The organism is Ralstonia soli, assembly GCF_023955655.1.
In the GTDB taxonomy this organism is placed as follows: Bacteria; Pseudomonadota; Gammaproteobacteria; order Burkholderiales; family Burkholderiaceae; genus Ralstonia; species Ralstonia soli.
Genome location: NZ_JAMXHT010000001.1, coordinates 113231 through 133033, shown reverse-complemented (window position 1 = coordinate 133033; position 19803 = coordinate 113231). Strand labels below are relative to the sequence as shown.

Annotated in this window: 15 protein-coding genes and 2 pseudogenes; 7 read left to right on the top strand and 10 right to left on the bottom strand. The window is 56.0% G+C overall.

Annotated elements, in window-relative coordinates; translation table 11 throughout:
- The first annotated feature begins 385 nt into the window (after window positions 1-385).
- The 3 genes from NG900_RS00585 to NG900_RS00575 all read left to right on the top strand — a co-directional run bounded on the left by NG900_RS00585 (window position 386) and on the right by NG900_RS00575 (window position 3855).
- Window positions 386-1135: an electron transfer flavoprotein subunit beta/FixA family protein gene (locus NG900_RS00585; RefSeq protein WP_252675670.1), complete on the top strand. Its 750-nt coding sequence runs from the start codon at window positions 386-388 to the stop codon at window positions 1133-1135.
- A 21-nt stretch (window positions 1136-1156) separates the two neighbouring features.
- A complete protein-coding gene (locus NG900_RS00580) occupies window positions 1157-2092 on the top strand; it encodes an electron transfer flavoprotein subunit alpha/FixB family protein (protein WP_252675669.1) in 936 nt (311 codons plus the stop codon).
- A gap of 92 nt (window positions 2093-2184) precedes the next feature.
- Window positions 2185-3855: an electron transfer flavoprotein-ubiquinone oxidoreductase gene (locus NG900_RS00575; protein WP_252675668.1), complete on the top strand. Its 1671-nt coding sequence runs from the start codon at window positions 2185-2187 to the stop codon at window positions 3853-3855.
- 270 nt (window positions 3856-4125) lie between these two features.
- On the opposite strand, the gene NG900_RS00570 is transcribed toward NG900_RS00575, so the two are convergent.
- A complete protein-coding gene (locus NG900_RS00570; RefSeq protein ID WP_252675667.1) occupies window positions 4126-4941 on the bottom strand; it encodes a citryl-CoA lyase in 816 nt (271 codons plus the stop codon).
- Window positions 4942-5294: 353 nt separating this feature from the next.
- On the opposite strand from NG900_RS00570, the gene NG900_RS00565 reads away from it, so the two are divergent.
- Together NG900_RS00565 and NG900_RS00560 are read left to right on the top strand one after the other, a co-directional pair.
- Window positions 5295-5699, top strand: coding sequence for a RidA family protein (locus tag NG900_RS00565; protein WP_252675665.1), 405 nt, complete (start codon window positions 5295-5297; stop codon window positions 5697-5699).
- Window positions 5700-5779: 80 nt separating this feature from the next.
- Window positions 5780-6484 (top strand): annotated as a pseudogene (locus NG900_RS00560) (IS110 family RNA-guided transposase); the annotation flags it as partial.
- Between the two features lie 442 nt (window positions 6485-6926).
- Here the strand turns inward: NG900_RS00560 and NG900_RS00555 are convergent.
- Window positions 6927-7820: a LysR family transcriptional regulator gene (locus tag NG900_RS00555; RefSeq protein WP_252675662.1), complete on the bottom strand. Its 894-nt coding sequence runs from the start codon at window positions 7818-7820 to the stop codon at window positions 6927-6929.
- Between the two features lie 141 nt (window positions 7821-7961).
- Between NG900_RS00555 and NG900_RS00550 the strand changes: the two genes are divergently transcribed.
- Window positions 7962-8831 carry an oxidoreductase gene (locus tag NG900_RS00550; protein ID WP_252675661.1) on the top strand — a complete coding sequence of 290 codons (870 nt, stop codon included), beginning with the start codon at window positions 7962-7964 and terminating at the stop codon, window positions 8829-8831.
- Window positions 8832-9831: 1000 nt separating this feature from the next.
- Here NG900_RS00550 and NG900_RS00545 read toward each other — a convergent pair.
- A pseudogene (locus NG900_RS00545) lies at window positions 9832-10979 on the bottom strand (transposase).
- Between the two features lie 38 nt (window positions 10980-11017).
- Between NG900_RS00545 and NG900_RS00540 the strand changes: the two are divergent.
- Window positions 11018-11443 (top strand): alpha/beta hydrolase fold domain-containing protein, encoded by a 426-nt coding sequence (locus NG900_RS00540; RefSeq protein ID WP_252675660.1) that lies wholly within the window; start codon window positions 11018-11020, stop codon window positions 11441-11443.
- A gap of 434 nt (window positions 11444-11877) precedes the next feature.
- Here NG900_RS00540 and NG900_RS00535 read toward each other — a convergent pair whose 3' ends face one another.
- From NG900_RS00535 to NG900_RS00505, 7 genes are all read right to left on the bottom strand, one after another.
- Entirely contained in the window at window positions 11878-12564 is a 687-nt protein-coding gene (locus tag NG900_RS00535; RefSeq protein WP_252675659.1) for a TetR/AcrR family transcriptional regulator, read from the bottom strand.
- A 48-nt stretch (window positions 12565-12612) separates the two neighbouring features.
- Window positions 12613-13047 carry an acyl-CoA thioesterase gene (locus NG900_RS00530; protein WP_315862356.1) on the bottom strand — a complete coding sequence of 145 codons (435 nt, stop codon included), beginning with the start codon at window positions 13045-13047 and terminating at the stop codon, window positions 12613-12615.
- A gap of 188 nt (window positions 13048-13235) precedes the next feature.
- Window positions 13236-13895: a M24 family metallopeptidase gene (locus tag NG900_RS00525; protein ID WP_252675658.1), complete on the bottom strand. Its 660-nt coding sequence runs from the start codon at window positions 13893-13895 to the stop codon at window positions 13236-13238.
- Between the two features lies 1 nt (window position 13896).
- Entirely contained in the window at window positions 13897-15252 is a 1356-nt protein-coding gene (locus NG900_RS00520; RefSeq protein ID WP_252675657.1) for a 2Fe-2S iron-sulfur cluster-binding protein, read from the bottom strand.
- Between the two features lie 376 nt (window positions 15253-15628).
- Entirely contained in the window at window positions 15629-15880 is a 252-nt protein-coding gene (locus NG900_RS00515) for a hypothetical protein (protein WP_252675656.1), read from the bottom strand.
- A 1036-nt stretch (window positions 15881-16916) separates the two neighbouring features.
- The gene (locus NG900_RS00510) at window positions 16917-18377 is read right to left on the bottom strand and encodes an NAD-dependent succinate-semialdehyde dehydrogenase (RefSeq protein ID WP_252675654.1); all 1461 of its coding nucleotides are present in this window, start codon (window positions 18375-18377) and stop codon (window positions 16917-16919) included.
- 33 nt (window positions 18378-18410) lie between these two features.
- A complete protein-coding gene (locus NG900_RS00505; protein ID WP_252675652.1) occupies window positions 18411-19703 on the bottom strand; it encodes a 4-aminobutyrate--2-oxoglutarate transaminase in 1293 nt (430 codons plus the stop codon).
- Window positions 19704-19803: the final 100 nt, after the last annotated feature.

Below are 19803 nucleotides of genomic sequence, written 5' to 3'. Positions count from 1 at the left end.
CGGTCAGTATGCACCAACTGGCCTCAAAGTCAAAAGTTTCCTCCTCTGCCCCCTGCACACTTCCTTGCTTGGCACGCAAGCCCATACGCCGGGAAACACAGCGCCGCGTGAAGTGGCTGCAAGTCGGCCCCCTTCTTGCATGCCACAAATTTCACGATATATACTAGGTGGTCAGTTTTTTATTATCAGCAGTTTTTCTGGCGCAGTCAACGGACCCAACATCAACGTGGCGCGCGGGCTTCGGAGGACTTCGAGCAACCCAAGGTTGGTCGGCGTACAGGTGAAGAGCGGCCCGACCGGCTGGTTCACAGACGAGCGAACGCCCACCGCTGATAGCAAAACGTGGACATCGGGTCACCCAATCATCGATGGATCGGAGGTCAGGATGAAGGTTCTGGTAGCAGTAAAACGAGTTGTCGACTACAACGTCGCAGTTCGCGTCAAGTCAGACAACACAGGCGTGGACATTGCAGCGGTAAAGATGTCTATGAATCCTTTTGACGAGATCGCCGTTGAGGAGGCGGTGCGCTTGAAGGAAGCCGGATCGGCAGGCGAGGTTCTTGTCGTGTCCTGCGGTGTCTCCCAATGCCAGGAGACGCTACGTACCGCACTCGCCATGGGCGCCGACCGCGCCATCCTCGTGGAAACGCAACACGAACTGCAACCGCTGGCCGTCGCGAAACTTCTACATGCACTGGTTCAAGAAGAGGAGCCAGACCTCGTCATTGTCGGCAAGCAAGCCATCGACGATGACTCGAATCAGACGGGCCAAATGCTTGCAGCTCTCGCTGGCATGCCACAGGCGACCTTTGCATCAAGAGTGGTTGTCGAGGGTCGCAAAGTGACCGTCTCACGCGAAGTCGATGGAGGCGCAGAAACATTGGCGTTGACGCTCCCCGCGCTCGTGACGACCGACCTGCGCTTGAACGAGCCTCGCTACGTTACGCTGCCAAACATCATGAAGGCGAAGAAAAAGCCACTGGCAGTTACGACACCTGATGAATTGCACGTTGATGTCAAGCCTCGCCTCAAGACGCTCAAGGTGAATGAGCCGCCGAAACGTTCGGCAGGGGAGAAAGTGTCCGACGTCGCAACGCTCGTGACAAAACTCAAGACTGAAGTCAAAGTCCTTTGAGAAATTGCGGAGACTGATGAAATGACGATTCTTGTTATTGCTGAACACAACAACACGACGCTGAATCCGGCCACATTTAACACCTTAACCGCCGCGCAGAAAATCGGTGGCGATGTACACATTCTGGTGGCTGGCCACAATGCGCAGTCAGTGGCTAGTGCCGCTGTAAAGATCCCGGGCGTAGCAAAGGTTCTGCTAGCAGACGCGCCACAATTGGCGGACGGCGTAGCCGAAAATATTGAGTTGACCGTACTCGGCGTCGCAGACCGCTATACCCACGTACTTGCACCTGCGACGGCGTATGGCAAAAATGCTTTGCCTCGTATCGCAGCAAAGCTCGACGTCGCCCAAATCAGCGATATCATCGCCGTCGATTCTGCGGATACGTTCCAGCGCCCGATCTATGCTGGCAACGCTATCGCAACTGTCCAATCGTTCGACCCGATCAAAGTCATCACAGTTCGCTCCACCGCTTTCGATGCCGCAGCGAGGGAAGGTGGAAACGCCGCTCTCGATACAATTGCTGCGGCACCCGCCTCGGAGCTTACTCACTTCCTCTCCCGTGAGACCGCCAAGCTCGAGCGCCCGGAGCTCACGACTGCTAACGTAATTGTGGCAGGTGGGCGCGGGCTCGGAAGCAAAGAGAACTTCGAGTCGGTACTTGCGCCTCTCGCCGATGCATTGAATGCAGCGGTCGGTGCATCGCGAGCAGCGGTCGACGCCGGCTATGCCTCGAATATCTATCAGGTTGGGCAGACAGGAAAGATTGTCGCGCCTCGCCTCTACATCGCAATTGGCATCTCGGGCGCGATTCAACATCTCGCCGGCATGAAAGACTCCCACGTCATCGTAGCGATCAATAAAGACGCTGACGCACCCATTTTTAGTGTGGCGGACTACGGTCTCGTGGGCGACCTATTCGAGGTTGTACCAGAACTTGTTAAGGCACTGCATTAAGCTTAGCGCCTTAAATCAAAAGCGCATTTAGCTACAGCGTGCAATCTTAATGCCGCCTCACAAATCTTATTCACGGACGGAGTTGTATATTTATGGCAGTTGAGACCGGCTTCCAGACTCAAGTAAGAGAGTCAATGGAGTATGACGTTGTAGTCGTCGGTGGTGGTCCAGCCGGATTGTCAGCGGCGATCCGTCTCAAGCAACGTGCCGCATCGTTGAACTCCGAAGTCAGCGTTTGCGTTCTCGAGAAGGGCTCTGAAGTCGGTGCTCATATCCTGTCAGGCGCGGTGATGGACCCTCGTGGGCTCGCCGAACTAATACCCGACTGGAAGGAAAAAGGGGCGCCGATTAACGTCGAAGTTACTGAAGATCGCTTCCTATTCTTGTCAGAAGACAACGCGAGGGCCGTACCGAACTGGGCACTGCCAGACAACTTCAAGAACCACGGCAACTACGTCATCAGCCTCGCGAATCTCACGCGCTGGTTGGGTGAGCAGGCGGAAGCGCTTGGCGTGGAGATTTTCCCAGGCTTTCCGGCAGCCGAAGTGCTGTATAACGACGATGGCTCGGTGAAGGGTGTCGCCACCGGCAATATGGGGATTGGCAAGGACGGCAAGCCGACAGAAAACTTCCAACTCGGAATGGAGTTGCACGCAAAATACACGCTGTTCTGCGAAGGCGCGCGTGGCCATCTTGGCCGACATCTGCAGGACAAGTTCAAGTTGCGCGAATCGTCGGATCCGCAGGTATACGGCATTGGTATTAAGGAACTGTGGGAAATCGATCCGGCGAAACACAAGTCCGGGCTCGTAATCCACACCGCAGGCTGGCCGCTCGATACACAGACCTACGGCGGCTCGTTCCTCTACCACATTGACAACAACCAGGTGATGGTAGGGTTTGTCGTTGGCCTCGGATACTCGAACCCGTATTTGTCACCGTTCGAGGAGTTTCAGCGCTACAAGACGCACCCGGCGATCCGCACGTTCTTCGAGGGCGGCAAGCGCTTGTCGTACGGTGCGCGGGCAATTACTGCAGGTGGTCTACTCTCACTGCCTAAGCTCGCATTCCCGGGGGGTGCGTTGGTAGGAGACGATGCAGGCTTTCTGAACGCCTCACGCATCAAGGGTACACACGCTGCCATCAAGACCGGCATGCTAGCAGCGGACGCCGCATTCGACGCAGTGCAAGCCGGCCGCCAAAATGACGTGCTGACCGCCTACCCAGCATCGTTCAAGGCTTCGTGGTTGCATACCGAACTGTACAAGGCGCGCAACTTCAAGCAATGGATGAGCAAAGGTCTATACCTTGGCACGCTGATGGTAGGCATTGAGCAGAAACTGTTCGGCGGCAACGTACCGTGGACGCTCCACCACAAACACTGGGATCACGAGATGCTGAAACCAGCCGCCCAGAGTGAGCCAATCAACTATCCAAAGCCTGATGGCAAGCTAACATTCGACCGGCTATCATCAGTTTTTATTTCAAATACGAACCATGAGGAAAACCAGCCGGCACATCTAACACTGAGCGACTCAGGGGTGCCAGTAGACGTAAACTTGAGAACGTACGCAGGTCCCGAGAGCCGCTACTGTCCTGCTGGCGTCTACGAATTCGCGAGAAACGATGACGGGAGTGATCGGCTTGTTATCAACGCGCAGAATTGCTTGCACTGCAAAACCTGCGATATCAAAGATCCGACACAAAACATCGTTTGGGTCACTCCTGAAGGGGGAGGCGGGCCAAACTACCCCAATATGTGACCTTAACGATATGCCCCGAGAGCGCGCTAGAAGATGGCAGCGCTCCCGGAGCATTAAGGTTCGCCCCTAAGCAGATGCATGAACCAAGAGTTCATGGGCGCTTATCCTGCCGCCCTAAAGCCCAGTCGTGAAATTTGCCACTCATCGTTTGGCTAAGCTAAAAGCGTGCAAACCTTGCGGGATGTTGTGGATTAGAGCTGCTTCGCGTCGCGGTGCTGCCCTGGCCCGAACCCTCGCTTGAGGATGCGGGCCTGTACGATGAAATGGAAATCAGCCCCAACCCGCAACGTCCAGATCCTCTTTCAGGTTCTTGCGTTCGCGCGAGTATGACGCGTCCGCATCTGCGACGCCGCGAATGCGAATCTTCCCTCGGAGCTCCTCAGAGATGTGCGCAATAAGCCCGGGCATCGTCGAAACGAGCGCTAGCCCAGTCATCTCCGCGGGCGTGAACTGCATCTGCGCCAGAATTGCTGCAAGCATCCCTACTTCGTTGATGACGAGATCGGGTTTGTTCGCTTGCTTGATAAAGGACGCATGAATGGCCTCATACCAGTCGCACATCTCCCCCCAGACTCCATTCTGCTGCGCGATTGCTTTCAGCTTCTGGGCACGGGGATCTGTGTAACGGAAATTCGGATGTCCAAAGCCGGGCACTCTCTGCCCCTTCTCCCGGAGTTCCGCCACGAAAGCATCAGCCGCGTGAGTCATTGATTCAGCTTGCTTTTTGTATGCAGCGAAGCTTGACAGGATGAACTCACCGCCGCTGTCAGGGGCAAGCGTATATTCGCCAGCAGATAGCACTGCCGTGGCCAAACCAGCCACCATCGACGGATTGCCAGAAACACAATAGCGCGCCGCCACGGTACCAGGCTTCTTCAACGAAAAGTCCAGAACAGAACAAAGGACCGCCTCCATCATCTTGGACTCGCCGGGCGTTGGCAACCGCCCTCGAATCAGCAAATAGGAAGCGGATGCGAAAGAAAGTTGACCGATCAACTCTCCCAGGTCATACCCACGAATAAAAACACTCGATTGTTCGACGTCGCTGATCGACGTTTCCCACGCTAGTTTGGCGCCATTTGTCATGTCCTATCCTATTCATCAGTTTAATTGATCAGCTCTATGTGACGAGAATCTCAGCTCCGGCCACAGACCCATCAGTACTATAATATACTCGCTGGACAAATTTCCGTCCAATTGGTACATTGAAGTCAGACAGCATAGAGGCGCAGCGAGAGCTTTCGTGCGCGCGGGCGTCGTCAATTGGTTTGGTGCGCCTCACAGCGCCGCATCCACTCACGCGAAGCTCTCGTCACGTCCTGCTTGTTCGTAAAGCCTGCGTGCTCCGCGACAGTGAATGCAATTCGCTGACCGGACAGAAGCTCGATCGACCACCGATAGAGCGAGTCAACTTTCTCCATCAATCAAGGGAATCAGCCATGCTTACGGCAATCAACCAGCCTGGAATCTCCTATCCCGGCATCTCGCAAGCAATTCAGGGGGCGGGTGACGTCCTAGTGCTGGGCGGTCATGTTTCTGCAGACGAAAAGGACAATTTCGTCGACGGCGACTTCGAAACCCAAGTACGGAACACGTTTCGGGCCCTGGAACGAACACTGCGAGCTGCCGGCGCAGATTTTGACGCCGTTGCCCGCTTTACCTACTACGTTCCGAACTTCGACGAGAGCCTTCTGCCGATCTTCAAGCGTGTGCGCGCCGAATTTATCGTTGGCAAGAACCCACCGGCCAGCACGTTCATTCCCGTAGTGAAGCTCTTCGATCCGCGCGCGCGAATCGAGGTTGATGGCATTGCCGTAGTTCCCTCGAAGATCCGCATCGCCTAGCGCGTTATGCGCTTTTTGAATCTGCATTACTCGGATCTGGATGGAGAAACGCAGACCTCGTCCGAGCGACGTGACGGACAAAGACAGAAGATCAGCAGGCAATGCTCGCTCTTCACCGGATGCGCTCGCAGCTGATCAAGTTCCGCACCATGCAGGTGAACCAGATACGAGGCCTCCTCTACGAGTTCGGTGTGTCGTTCCGCGCCGGACGCGTGGCCGGACTCACTGAGATCCGGGCACGCATGGCGGAGCTCGAAGACGCCCTGCCGGGGGTCGTGACCAGCAGTCTCCAGGACCAGTTGAGACGTATCGACGCGATCGAGCAGGATATCGACGCGCTTGAGAAGAAGATAACCGTCTGGCACAGACAGGAGGCTGCGTGCCGCGCGATCGCTGAAGTACCTGGTATCGGCAAGCTCACTGCAACTGCGTTGATCGCCACGATTGGTGATGCAAAGACGTTTAGGTCTGGCCGTGAATTTGCCTCGTTTCTCGGGCTGGTGCCCCGGCAAACCGGCACCGGCGGCAAGATCCGGCTCGGATCAATCTCCAGACGAGGTGATCCGTACCTGCGCACACTGCTGATCCATGGCGCGCGCTCGGTAATGTGTCACGCGAAAGTGCCGACTGCCTGGCAGAAGGCAATCCAGCAGCGACGACCAGCGAATGTTGCGGCCGTGGCCCTGGCCAATAAGATGGCGCGCACGGCATGGGCCATTCTGGCGCACAGCGGTACGTACGATAAGCATTGCGTCAGTATGAGGTCCGTAGCAGCTCAGCAGTAAAGGTAACGTTGCAGTACCAATAGGTTGCTGAGGTTGATTTCCACGTGATGGCAAAACAGGTCGGACCGCAGGAACGCAAACCTGAACACAGCCTTGCGCTTAAAAGTGCGTGGCCGAGATGAGGACGTTCCTGGCGAATTCCATCAGGGCCCGCAGGCTTCGGCTTGCATCGCAGGCCGGATATAAGACTGCAGCCGATACCTCGTTAAGGCATCACAACAAGATCGACTTGGCAAACTGGGCGGTGTCCATATAAGGCTGTGTAAAAACGCAAAATTTCATGAATTCCAAAAGCATTTGGCCTTCAGAAACGCTCTACAATCGATTTTCTTGCCTTGGGGAATGGTAAAACGATTCCGAAAAACCGGTCGATTTTGCATTTTCACACTACCTCGACCCAAAGCGAAAGTTCGCCACAGTAACAATCCGATGAATACTCTTGCTATTTCCTATACCGCAGAATATCAATGAGTAACGCGAGTGCAGGCGAAGATTGCCGGCGGCTTGGATAATAAAGATGGTAGCCCGGAAAAGTCGGACACCAGTCTTCAAGAACTGACTGAAGATGCCCTTGATCGATAAGTGGTTGGACGCGATCCTTGAGCGTAAAGGCCAATCCCAAGCCTTGCATTGCCCCATACACCTGCTGCTGCATACTACAGACAATCAACTGGCCGTCCATGCGCAAGTTGAGTTCGCGCTTCCCTTTTTTGAGCTCCCAAGCGTATAAACCTCCATGCGTTGGAAGGCGAATATTGATGCAGTTGTGTTCGGTCAGATCTTCCGGCTTCTTCGGTACTCCGTACTTTTCAAAATATGTGGGTGACGCAACCAATGCCATTGGCAGGTCTGGCCCGATACGCACCGCAATCATGTCCTTCGCAACCTGGTCGCCCAAGCGCACGCCCGCATCAAAGCGGTGCTCGACAATATCAATCAGCCGATAGTCAGTATTAATTTCAATCTTCAGATCTGGATAGTCTGGGAGAATTTGGACCAACTTTGGCAAAAGAATCGAATCGGCCGAATCACCCGACGCTGTGATGCGGATCATGCCGGCTGGCTTATCCCGCAGTTCACTTAATGCCAATAACTCCGCTTCGATTTCTTCAAATCGGGGAGCGACCGTCGCAAGCAATCGTTCCCCGGCTTCTGTGGGCGACACGCTGCGCGTCGTCCTGTTCAGCAATCGAATGCCTAGCCGGGATTCAAGCTCACGTACCGTCTGACTGAGAGCCGATTGGGAAACTCCCAATTGTGCCGCTGCACGAGTGAAGCTGCCTTCCCGTGCAACAGCGATGAATGTCTGCAAATCGTTTAGGTTCTGTTTCGGCATTAAGAAGCTCCGCTTATCGGAACATTCAAATTCTACCAGCTAATCAAAACCTACTTTGTAGATTACAGTGTTACCTGTCAAAGAAAAGCATCGCAAACCTGCGACGGAATCAACACTTTTCATTACGGACAGGAGATTGAAATGAAAGATCAAGGCAAGGTCTGGTTTATTACGGGGGCATCCTCAGGGTTTGGCAAGGCGCTGGCGGAAGCAGCGTTGGCGCGGGGGGATCGGGCCGTACTTGCCGCGCGACGTGTCGAGCGCCTCGAGGCGCTGGCGGCCGAGCATGGAGAGCGAGCATTGCCCGTTAAGTTGGACGTCACCGATCCTGCTGGACGAGCGCGTGCGATTGACGAAGCGATCAACCGCTTCGGTCGGATAGACGTGCTTGCGAACATCGCAGGCCGAGGCTCAGTCGGCGCAGTTGAGGAGTTCGCGCCTGAGCAGCTCCGCGAGCAGATGGAGGTGAATTTCCTCGCACCGGCCGAGCTTACCCGGACTGTCTTGCCGTACATGCGTGCGCAAGGGCATGGCCACGTGATTAATCTGACGAGCATTGGCGGGCTCATAGTGGTCGCCGGGTTCGGCGCCTACTGCGCTAGCAAGTTCGCGCTTGAGGCCTGGAGCGAGGCACTGTCATATGAAGTCGCTTCCTTGGGTATTAGGGTAACCCTCATCGAGCCCGGAAACTTCCGGACGGAGTTCGCTAGTGATGCAAACATGCGTCCCGCGCAGCAGCTGGAGCCATATCGTTCTGTCATCGCGCCTATCCAGAGTGGCCTATACGGTCGATCCGGGAGGCAGCCGGGTGATCCAGCTAAGGCGGCCAAGTTGATGTTGGCTGTTGCTGATAGCGATTCCCCGCCACTTCGATTGCCGCTGGGTACCGATGCATATGAGTACTGGGACCGCACGGTAAAGGCACGCAACGCCGACCTGAATTCCTGGCGCGAGCGCGGCTCGAACACCGCTTTCGAAGATACGCCTACCGATTCGGACGGGGGGGCATAACGCGATGCGCAGATCTGTAAGAATAGGCTAAGTTTTTGGTGGGACAGCTTTCCCGAAAACGAACGTCGATTGAGATAGTCGGGTCTTTCCCTGAAGAATAGTTAAGCGGGAAAGGCCTGCAAACCAGTGGGTCAGAGGTGGAGTCCGAGGAACGATGCTCCAGGCGCAGAATTGAAAGAAATTGGCTCGGCCGGGACGAAACCAAAGGGCGCAAAGAGTTGCTGCGCGGATACATATTTTTCCATCACGTCGAGCCTAATCTCGCAATATCCCATCGCATGAGCCTCTTCTATCAGTCGCTCAATAAGCTCGCGGCCTAAACGAATCTACGTCTGATCCTAAATTGATCCGCTTTGTCGGTGCGAACGGTCTTGTTTCGATCTGCATCTATTCCTTCTCCAGCATCCAGCTCACATGGTCGCTGCTCGCAAGCGTTTGCATTCCCGACGTCAGCTCCTGGCCGGTTCCCGCCGGCCTTGATTGCTATGGCATCACTGGCCGCAGAACGCCAGCCCTACAGCCGGACCCGACCCAAAGCGGCAATTGCCGAATGGAGAAGTGGCCCTTCAGGGACGTGAAGGTCACCGGCGCTGCGCGGCTTTATCGCGTAGCGTCCGGCGGACCGCAGGGTTATACGTCTGGGTTGGCTTCATTCGCTTCGTCCGAGGTTGGGTACGCAGCAAAACTAAGCGCAACGCCAAGGGTGCCCAGTGAGAGCAAATCGGAAGCCGAGAAATCCACGCAGGCAACAAACTGCTCTGAATTTCCGACGGTTACTCCAAGCGAGAGTTCGGCAGTAAGGTTGGGCCCAGTGGTCGGCTTCGCGCCACTGATTTCCCTTCCATTTGCACTACTGACTACCGTCTTGCTTCACTTGGTCTGGCTGTTGGATTAAGGGTGCCCTCTCTGTGAGGTGCGCAGAGATTGGCAAAACCTAAATTTGGTCGGCTATCCCTTAAGGCGTCGGCTCTGAACAATTCGTTCTTCCCGTTGCGCGGCCTCATGCCATCGCCGTGGCGGGGCCGCAGCGGTTCCACAGGACAACAAGAACAAGGGCATAAAGAAGCCGCGGCTTCCTGAGGATCATGCGCAGGTTGTGGCCGGCGCCGCACAGCACCGCATGCATCGCATCACCCAACGCGCCTTTGAGCCAGTTCCGATCGAGCTTGCCGTCCGCTTTCATGTGGCCGATGGCCGGTTCGATGGCGCTGCGCCGCCGGATCATTGCGCGCAAGCCACGCGTGATGCCGCGACGCAGGCCTGGGTGGTAGATCTTCACGCCCTCGACCTCCACGCCCCGATAGCCACGATCAACCACTGCGATCTATGGCCTCACCCCGCCCAGAATCTCCGCCTGCTCCAGCGCCTCGTGCAGCGTGTGCCCGTCATACGGATTGCCCGGCATCGAGCGCGCGCCCAGCACCAACCCTTCCTTGTGCGTTGTCGTGATCGACACCTTGACGCCGAACTCGTACGGCGTTCTGGCCTTGCCCTTGGCTAAGCACTCCACTTCCGGCGCATGCAGCGCGTAGAGCTTGTGTTTGTCTTTTTGCTTCTGCGACAGAATCCGCTTGGTGCGGCCAATTAGTTCTGTCGCAGCTTCAGCCCATGCTGGGCTGCCGCCTTCACCAGATGCTCGCGGCAGCGCTCCAGCAAGCGCGAATCGGTCGGATGCGCAATCGCCTTCTGCATCACCGTCGTGTCGACGATCACGCGTTTGATGCTGGAGGGCTTGATCACCTCTGCGCGCTTGGCCGCTTCGATCGTCTCGGCCAGCAGCTCTTCCACGCCTGCTTCTCCCAATCGCTTACGCCAGCGCGTCAGACTCGATGGGGCGATCGGCGGCTCAGTCTGTAGGTACGTCTCACCCGTGAACACCTGCCAGTACGGGTTCTCGACCCAGTGCCAGACGACTTCTTCATCGGACAGATCGAACGCGTGTTGCAAGTACAGCAGGCCGGCGATTAGCCGCGGCGAGGTGGCCGGGCGTCCACGCTTGGACACAAAGCTCTCGCTCATCGCCATGCTCAGTCGCTGCCAATCGATCAGATCGGCCAGGCGCACCAGCGGATGCTTCAGATTGATCTGCTCGCGCAGCGGTTGCCGGAACAACTCCTTGCTGGCCGCCACAGGCTCCTTCGGACCCATCCAAACCTCGTCGGAATTTGCAGGATGACTGCGCCAATATGCACGTCTCCTGCACTTCCGACAATACCGTTTCCACTGCAAAGCCTTGTGCTTCAAGGCTCTGCGGATTGTTCAGGGGCGACTATCTAGGTCCGTTCCGTTGGACACCCGAGGCCAACCTTTTCGGATGGACTTCCCTCCTTGGAGGACTTCCCGGTGGCACTGATGTTTCACCCTACGCCGCTGCCGCACGCGCCGAGAATGTAGAGGGTCTCCCACCAACCTTCATAGCTTGCGGGGCACTAGACCTATTTCTCTTAGAGAACATGGACTATGCTCGTCGATTGATACTTGCGGGCGTGCCGACCGAGCTTCACATCTATCCGGGTGCCCCACACGGCTTCCATCTGATCGAGTCCGCCCAAGTCACCCGCGCCTATGTTCAAGATTCGATATCCGCGTTAAAGCGGGCGGTGGGGAGTTGATCTCAAAAAATGGTGGCATGCCTCGCCTCAAACTCGGAGCTAGCTTCTCTTTCGGCGAGCAGCGCACTAAGCCAGCGCCGACATCGAATAGTCGAGCTCACAGTCAAGGCAGTTCAGGATTCCATAGGTTCTAGCTGGCGCCCATCCACTCAACGCAATAGCTCACCGAAAATCAACTCTAGCGGTTTCATTTGCGTGTGTGTTCTGACTGCGGATAATAATCGAGACAAACGCGAGTATCTGGGGCATCGCCAACCCCTTTCGGGTCGGCGAAAATGACGGGCACACGGCCAATAGCCGACGCTTATGACGGAAGAACAGGGAATTAAATAAAGGAGGTCGATTTGGAGTCCGATGCCTCTGCGCTCACGCCTCTCGCAACTAGTACGCCACCGCCAGACAAACCTATCCAAGCGCGCCTTATATCACATATATCACGCAGTAGTAGCCTTAATGACCCTCATCGCCGTCTTGCGCGCGATTGTTTTGTTCGCGACTAACTTTGTCGCCTTTTGGGTCGCCATGTAACCGCTGGCCAAGATATCTACGTAATATTCAGCAATCTCCGAGGCAGGAATCGGGCCTTGCTCATTATACCAGCGGTACAACGAATTGCACATCCCAAGAAATCCAGCAATCGCAATATTCGGGGGAATGTCGCGAAATACTCCACTTTTTACACCGTCCTTGTAAACACCAGTGATGGTGGCATCGTATTCACGCCGGCGTTGGATGTGCAATTTCAACTGCTTCTCGTCCAACTCGCTCTCTTCGCGATTGTAGATTGCAGTCCAGTCTCGGCGCTCCATGACGAGGAGCGCATGACCTTTCAAAAGCTCCCTTAGTGCGAGCTCAGGCGGCAACCCCTTCGCAACAACTGACGAAATCATTGCGAAGTAACTATCGTAAATACGATTAAAAATCTGCCACAAAATCTCGTTCTTGCTGTCGAAATAGTAATAGACCACAGACTTCGTATAGCCTAGATTCGACGCAACGTCATCGATCGTGACAGCACGAAAACCGCGCTCCGCAAACAAGACCACGGCTGAAGCGATAATCTCATCCTGCACGTACGCCTGCTTTTTAGCCTTAAGCTGCTCTCTTCGATCGATCTTCATTCGCTTTCCTCACAATCAGCATTTAGTTCAAGCAACGAGCACCGTGAATCACTCGGAGACATCCATCGCACCGGATGATTCTACAAGAGCGCGGGCGGCTCGCCGAACCGAATCAGGTATCGGAATACTCTTCCTGTCTTTCAGATGAAAGTAGACTGATGTCATCAAGAGTTCAGCACTCACCGCCCCACTTCGAGCACGCAGCTGATGTCTCGACTTGAGCGAGCTTTTACCTACGTCGACAACTTCGCTTTCGACAATATAGAGATCACCGACTCGAAGTTCCGACTGGAAATCAATCTCGTAACGTACATCTGCCCAACCCTCATGTCGTGAATCCCGCCACTCAGGGTCGTACCCGAGGTGGGACACAAGATGCCACATAGCTTGATCAAACGCAGCGACGTAGTACTGGACCGTCAAGTGCCCCATCGCATCTGTCTGCGAAGGGTAAACAACACCATTGAAAGTTGCGATTCCCACTCATCACCCTCGATGAACGCGCTACCGCCTTCGCATCGCAAAGGCATGCGTATATTGTCTTTTTTTTTGACCGACCAGTCAATACTTTCGTCCGTCCCACTTACATCAAAGGAACGACACACGCCACCTACCGAGGATGAAATCCACGCCCTTTTCCGCTTCTTCCACCGGTACATTGAGCATAGGCACTAGGTCAATAAGTCTTCGAAGTACGCACCGAACGGGAGCGTTTTATGCCTGATAAGGATCTCAAGAATCCAGAGATGCGGGCTAGGAATACCATCCATCGATCGGAGTGTCCCCTGATATTGATGCGGAAAGTCGCCGACCCTATGGCCGGACATGATCGGGTTAAACACCCAGCCCAGCTTTTCCGCCTCCTCGGCAGCAAATTCATAGAGACCGGCTCCAGTCAGTGCACGCTCCCGCCATACGTCACGCACTCGGCTCCACAGAACTTTGACGTCGGTCTTAGCTCGCAACATTTCCGGGTCGCTGCCAACAACGAACGTAGCACCAGAATCTGCCTCATACCCATCCCAGAGCGGGCCGAGATCAAGAGTGAAAATGTCGTTTTCACCAAGCACAACGTCAGGCTTCGATGGTGCGCCGTACTCGAGCATTGTGTTGCAGCCGAAGCGAACACAGATAGCGTGCCAGCCCTGCAAGAGTCCACGCTCTTTGAGCATCTTCCTTACTAGTTGGGTTGCCTGCGGTTCGGTCATACCGGGCTTGATCGCCTCTGCGATGTCATCTACGGCAAGCCACGTTCTCCGACGAGCTTCGAGCATACCTTCCGATGTAAAGGCTTTGCCGACATACTCGCGTTGACTCTGCTCATTGTCCATTTCAGTCCTCCAATGCGGAAACTCGACCAGGTGTACCCGGCAAATAAACGGTTCGAGACTCAATGTCTTGGCTGAGTTGGAACTGACACGCAAGCCGGTGCTCATCGCATGTAGACGGCAAGCATTCGAGAAGATCGGCTTCGGCTTCGTTCATACCCGCGAGCAACGCTGGCTCCACGCTGACCCGACAGGTCCCGCATACGGCGCCGCCTCCACAATAGTGGTCCAGATCTAAACCAGCTCGCATCAGGGCCTGCAGGAGCGTTCTCCCGCCCTCGGCGTGGATACGACCTTGCGCTGAACCTTGAAATTTCACTGTGAAATCAACCAGATTGCCCGACCCAGTCGTTTGCGGCGGAGTGACATTAAACGAGTCCGTGAAGAAGCGCTCACTCGGAAGCCCAAGATCACCGATGAGCCTCTCTTGTGCTCGGGCAATCATGATCGGCGAACCACACGCATACACGTCATATCCAGTGAGATTCGGATGATCTTGGGCGACGCACTCCTGCAGATATCCTATGCGGCCAGCCCACTCTCTGAGCGGAGCCGCAGCAACCGGGATGAAGTGGAAGTTCCGGCCCATCGCTGACCATTGGCGTGCGACTTCGGGACGATAAACGTCGTTCTCGGTCTGTCCGCCCCAATACAGATAGACGGGAGATTGACGTGCCCACAATTCGTGTGTCTCGACCAAAGACTGAATGGGCGAGAATCCCGTTCCCGTCGCCATCAAGACAACGGGTCGCGCATCCGGGGTAGACCACGTAAAACGTCCGAGAGGGCCTTCCAAACCGAAGATATCGCCGGCTCTTGCCGCCTCAAACAACCAGCCCGTGAACTCGCCATGAGCTTGGCGTCTGATGTGCAGCTGGATACCCTTCGAACCGTTCGCGTTGCTGGCGATCGAAAAGTACTTCTGACGATCACCAGTCCACCGTATAGCAACGAACTGACCTGCTTGGAATTCGAAAGGCCGCTCATCCATAAAGCGGAGATCGATGACGGCCACCTCAGGCGTTGGGAATTCGATGGAGGTGACCTGAACGGCCCGCGTTGGCGCAACCGAGTCATTGTCAGCGCATTCAATCGTCAAGTCTGATCGTGCGAACGTTTGACACATCAGCACACTGACGGGCTTGCCATCACGTGACACAGTTTGCGTCGTGCCCTCGATGCCATTCGAAAACGCACCATCTCGCACCAGGCCTGCGCACTGCCCACAGACTCCGCGACGGCAAGAATGACTGACCGTGCAGTGCGCCTGGATGGACGCACTTACAACGTCAACGTCACCATGCGCCTCAAATTCAGCGCCGTTGAGTACATTAACAATTTTCATGAAATACAAAGCCAAGAGGCTGGCTGTACGACTTGGGGCTATCTGTTACCACTGGAAAGCGAGCGAAACGTCACTAAGTCCCCCGACACAGACCCGGGGCACCGGAAGCATGGCAGCAAGCTCCAGACTGGAAACCTTGCAGCGGCTTTACATCTGACTTAGTACCGTAACGACTTATTTTTCAACTGACCAGTCAGTATGCACCAAACTACGATAACGTCAACCTTCTTTTGTAGCGGGCCGCCTCTTTCTTGGGCAGATGGTCTGACACATGACAAAAGAGGCAGCACGCCGCCGACCGATCTCTGCGCCAAGCGTAACGATCTGAGTGTTGTACGAGGCCGGCGTATTGTGGTAGCGCCTTGGGCTGATTTGGGCCTGCGTCAACTGCTCAAAAAGGTGCATCGGCATCCAACGCGACGAAGCTCAAATCACGCCCGTACTTGGAGCACTGGCTGCTGGTACTAGCTTTGACGTAACTGGAGCCAAGGCGCTGGAGGATGGAAAGATCGACGGTTTCTGGGCCAACGGTATGGGGGCCAAGATCGCCGTCCAGTGAGGGGTAGGCACTGTAGTCCTTGATGTCCGTCGAGGAGATGGCCCGACGGAATGCTCCCCATCCACGATGGCTCAATTGCTGCAACGGACGCCCCTCGGAAATTCTCAATCAACGCCGCCCCATAAACTTCCCCTTGGAAGCTGAAAGGGCAACAGGCATCGCGAGGACGCCCGTCTCCGAGTTTGTCAAAGTGGACGATCTTTGTCGGACCTACTAAGTTGCCGACAAGCTGGCACTTGCGGGCTACACACTAATGATTCACTGGCTCGTGGCAATGCGAGAGACTGCCGCACACGCGATGCATGTCAGGAACCGGATTTTATCGGCGGCGTTTCTCAAAGGAAAAGACGGCTCGTACCACATCGCATCGCCGCGTATCCATATCGAACGAATGGGCCGATACGGACGCTGTCTCGCTTCAGTTGCTTCATGCAACTCTAGACTACCCCTGGCTTACCGCCGGAGTCTTGAGGCAAGGGATCGAACGCCTCGTTGCTGCACAGCCGCTGTTCGCTTTCATGCAGGCCTTTGCTGAACCGGTATCTCTACTGTGACCAAGAGCACCAACCCGACAACGCGGGCTTAGGATAAGAACACCAGTGTGTTGTTTCCACTGGAATGGTGTCATTTCAGACCGGCGACTGCAGCCCGTCCCGCGTCGGTCAGGCAATAGCAGATATGGCGCGTTCCCGCCGACGTTGCGCCTGGCCCGATGCGCTTAACCAACCCCTTCCTTTCCAACGCTACGCCCGCATGTCCGACCGTAATGTCACGGGCTGCGCCAACTTGGCTATTCGGATCGGTTAGCTCCGCCGCTCGCAGTTCCTTGAGTGCCCGGCGCTGAGGCGGTGTCAGGATAGTGGCAGGGCTAGAAGACCGATGTATCGACATTGTCCGAAGAGTCAAACTGCGGCGAGATGTTAGTCGCTGTATGCGACTTCCCGAATACAAAACCCCTACCCTCGTGAAAGAGTAGGGGCATTTGGTGGCATCGTGAATTGTCGACGTGATCACCGCCAACTGGTGGAATACGGGTTCCAGTGTACTCGTAAGCCCTCAGGCAACCACAATCCAAAGGCACTTTCACCTCGAACCGTCACCACATCCGCTGCCACTCGAACTAGATCCCTCCGACACACATGTATTTGACGATCATGTATTCGTCAATCCCATAGTGAGAGCCTTCGCGTCCAAGGCCCGACTGCTTGACCCCTCCAAACGGAGCAACTTCGTTGGAAATCATGCCAGTGTTGATCCCGACCATACCGTACTCAAGCGCCTCCGCTACGCGCCATACGCGACCGAGATCGCGGCTGTAGAAATACGAGGCAAGCCCGAATTCTGTGTCGTTTGCAAGCGCGATCACTTCGTCGTCGCTGCTAAAGCGGAAGATCGGGGCAAGCGGCCCGAAGGTCTCTTCGCGCGCCAGCATCATCGACGGCTTCGCGTCGATCAACACGGTTGGCTCAAAGAAGCCGTGGCCAAGCGCATGGCGCTTACCGCCGATCAGCAGGCGCGCCCCTTTATCAAGCGCATCCCGAATGTGTTCTTCAACTTTCAGAACCGCCGCTTCGTTAATTAACGGCCCCTGCGTGACTCCCTCATCGGTTCCGAGCCCAACCTTTAGGCGAGCGACCGCATCCGTCAGCTTTGAAACGAACCCATCGTAGACTCGTTCATGCACGTAGAAGCGATTCGCGCAGACGCAGGTCTGCCCTGAGTTGCGGTACTTCGAAGTGATTGCACCGGCCACCGCTTCGTCGATGTCTGCATCATCGAACACAATGAACGGCGCATTGCCGCCCAATTCAAGCGACAGCTTCTTGACGGTCGGCGCGCACTGCGCCATCAGTTCGCTGCCGACCGGCGTCGATCCCGTAAACGACAGTTTGCGCACCAGCGGGTTTCTGGTCATTTCGCCGCCGATGACGCGCGAACTGCCCGTCACGACACTAAACACACCCTTGGGCACACCGGCGCGTTCCGCGAGCACGGCCAGCGCAAGTGCCGACAATGGTGTCGCGTCAGCCGGGCGCACAATCATGGGGCAACCCGCCGCCAGCGCTGGCCCAACCTTGCGCGTAATCATCGCCGCTGGAAAATTCCACGGGGTAATCGCAGCGCAAACACCCACCGGCTCTTTCGTGACGACGATGCGTCGATCATTGGCAATGGTAGGGATCACGTCACCATACGTACGCTTGGCTTCCTCACCAAACCACTCGATGAATGACGCTGCGTACTGAATCTCGCCCTTCGCTTCAGAAAGCGGCTTGCCTTGTTCCGTCGTCAGGATTAGAGCGAGATCATCGAGGTTCGCGATCATCAGTTCGTACCACTTACGCAGAACGGCTGCGCGCTCTTTGCCTGTCTTTTTTCGCCAAGCCGGCCACGCGGCGTTGGCCGCGTCGATGGCGCGACGCGTTTCTGCTTCTCCCATCTTTGGCACGTTGCAGATCACCGCGCCGGTCGCCGGATTGGTTACATCGAAAGTGGCCTGCGTATCCGCGTCCTGCCATTCGCCCGCAATGTAGCATTGCGTCTGAAGCAGCGATGGATCATTGAGTTGAATAATCGTCATGATGTCGAGTTCTTATAGCCGTGATGTGCCGCTTTACACGGCGTCCGTTGCGGTTTGCTTAAGCACGTCTTCGAGAATCGTGAGCGCTTCTTCAAACACCCCATCTTCGATCGTCAGCGGAAACAGGAACCGGATGACGTTTGAATAGACACCGCAAACCAGCAGCAACAGCCCACGCTCGAGCGCACGAGTCTGCACACGCTTCGCGAATGCTGCGTCGGGAGCATCTGCAGCACCGGGTTCGGAGAACTCGACGGCGGTCATGGCGCCCGTGCTGCGCACATCAATAATCTGTGGGACGGCCGAACGCAGCGCCGTCAGCTTCGCCTTCAGACGTTCGCCAAGTTCAGCTGCGCGATCACACAGCTTTTCGCTTTCGATGATGTCAAGAACCGCGTGAGCTGCGGCGACGGCAAGTGGATTGCCGGCGTAGGTGCCGCCTAGTCCGCCTGGCGCCGCAGCGTCCATCACCTCCGCACGACCGACGACACCCGACAGCGGCATGCCGCCCGCCAAGCTTTTCGCAATCGTCATGAGGTCCGGCACCACGTCGTAGTGTTCCATCGCGAAAAGCTTACCCGTGCGCGCGAAGCCGGTCTGGACTTCATCTGCGATCAGCAGAATGCCGTACTTATCGCACAGCGCCCGCAGCTCCTGGACGAAATCTGCGGGCGCCTGGTAGAAACCGCCCTCACCTTGCACGGGTTCGAAGATGATCGCGGCCACCCGCTTGGGGTCGATGTCCGCTTTGAAGAGATACTCGAGCGCCCTCAGGGAATCGGCCGTTGTCACGCCATGCAACGGGTTCGGAAACGGCACGTGGAATACGTCCGACGGGAACGGCCCGAAGCCAATCTTGTACGGCGCGACCTTGCCGGTAAGCGCCATCCCCATCATCGTGCGGCCATGGAAACCACCAGTGAACGCGATTACACCCGCTCGCCCCGTCGCAGCTCGTGCGATCTTGATTGCGTTTTCGACTGCTTCTGCGCCAGTTGTGAAGAATGCCGTCTTCTTCGCATGCTTGCCGGGCGCGCGCGCATTGATCTTTTCGGCGAGTTCCACGTACGACTCATACGGGACGATCTGATATGCCGTGTGGGTAAACCGGTCCAACTGCTCCCGGATTGCCGAAACAATCTTCGGATGACGGTGGCCGGTGTTCGTAACTGCAATGCCGGCCGCAAAGTCGATGAAGCGACGGCCCTCAACATCCCACAACTCTGCGTTCAGCGCACGGTCTGCATAGAAATCACACATGACGCCGACGCCACGTGGTGTGGCGGTGTTCTTGCGTTGCTGCAGATTGGCATTGTTGGCTTTCATCTTCACTCCTCTCATCCGTTTGGTGTGTCGCGTCCATAACGGTCCGCGAGCGCTTGCTGTCGTCCACTATAATTGGTAGTGGCTCTTAGCCTGAGAGCCA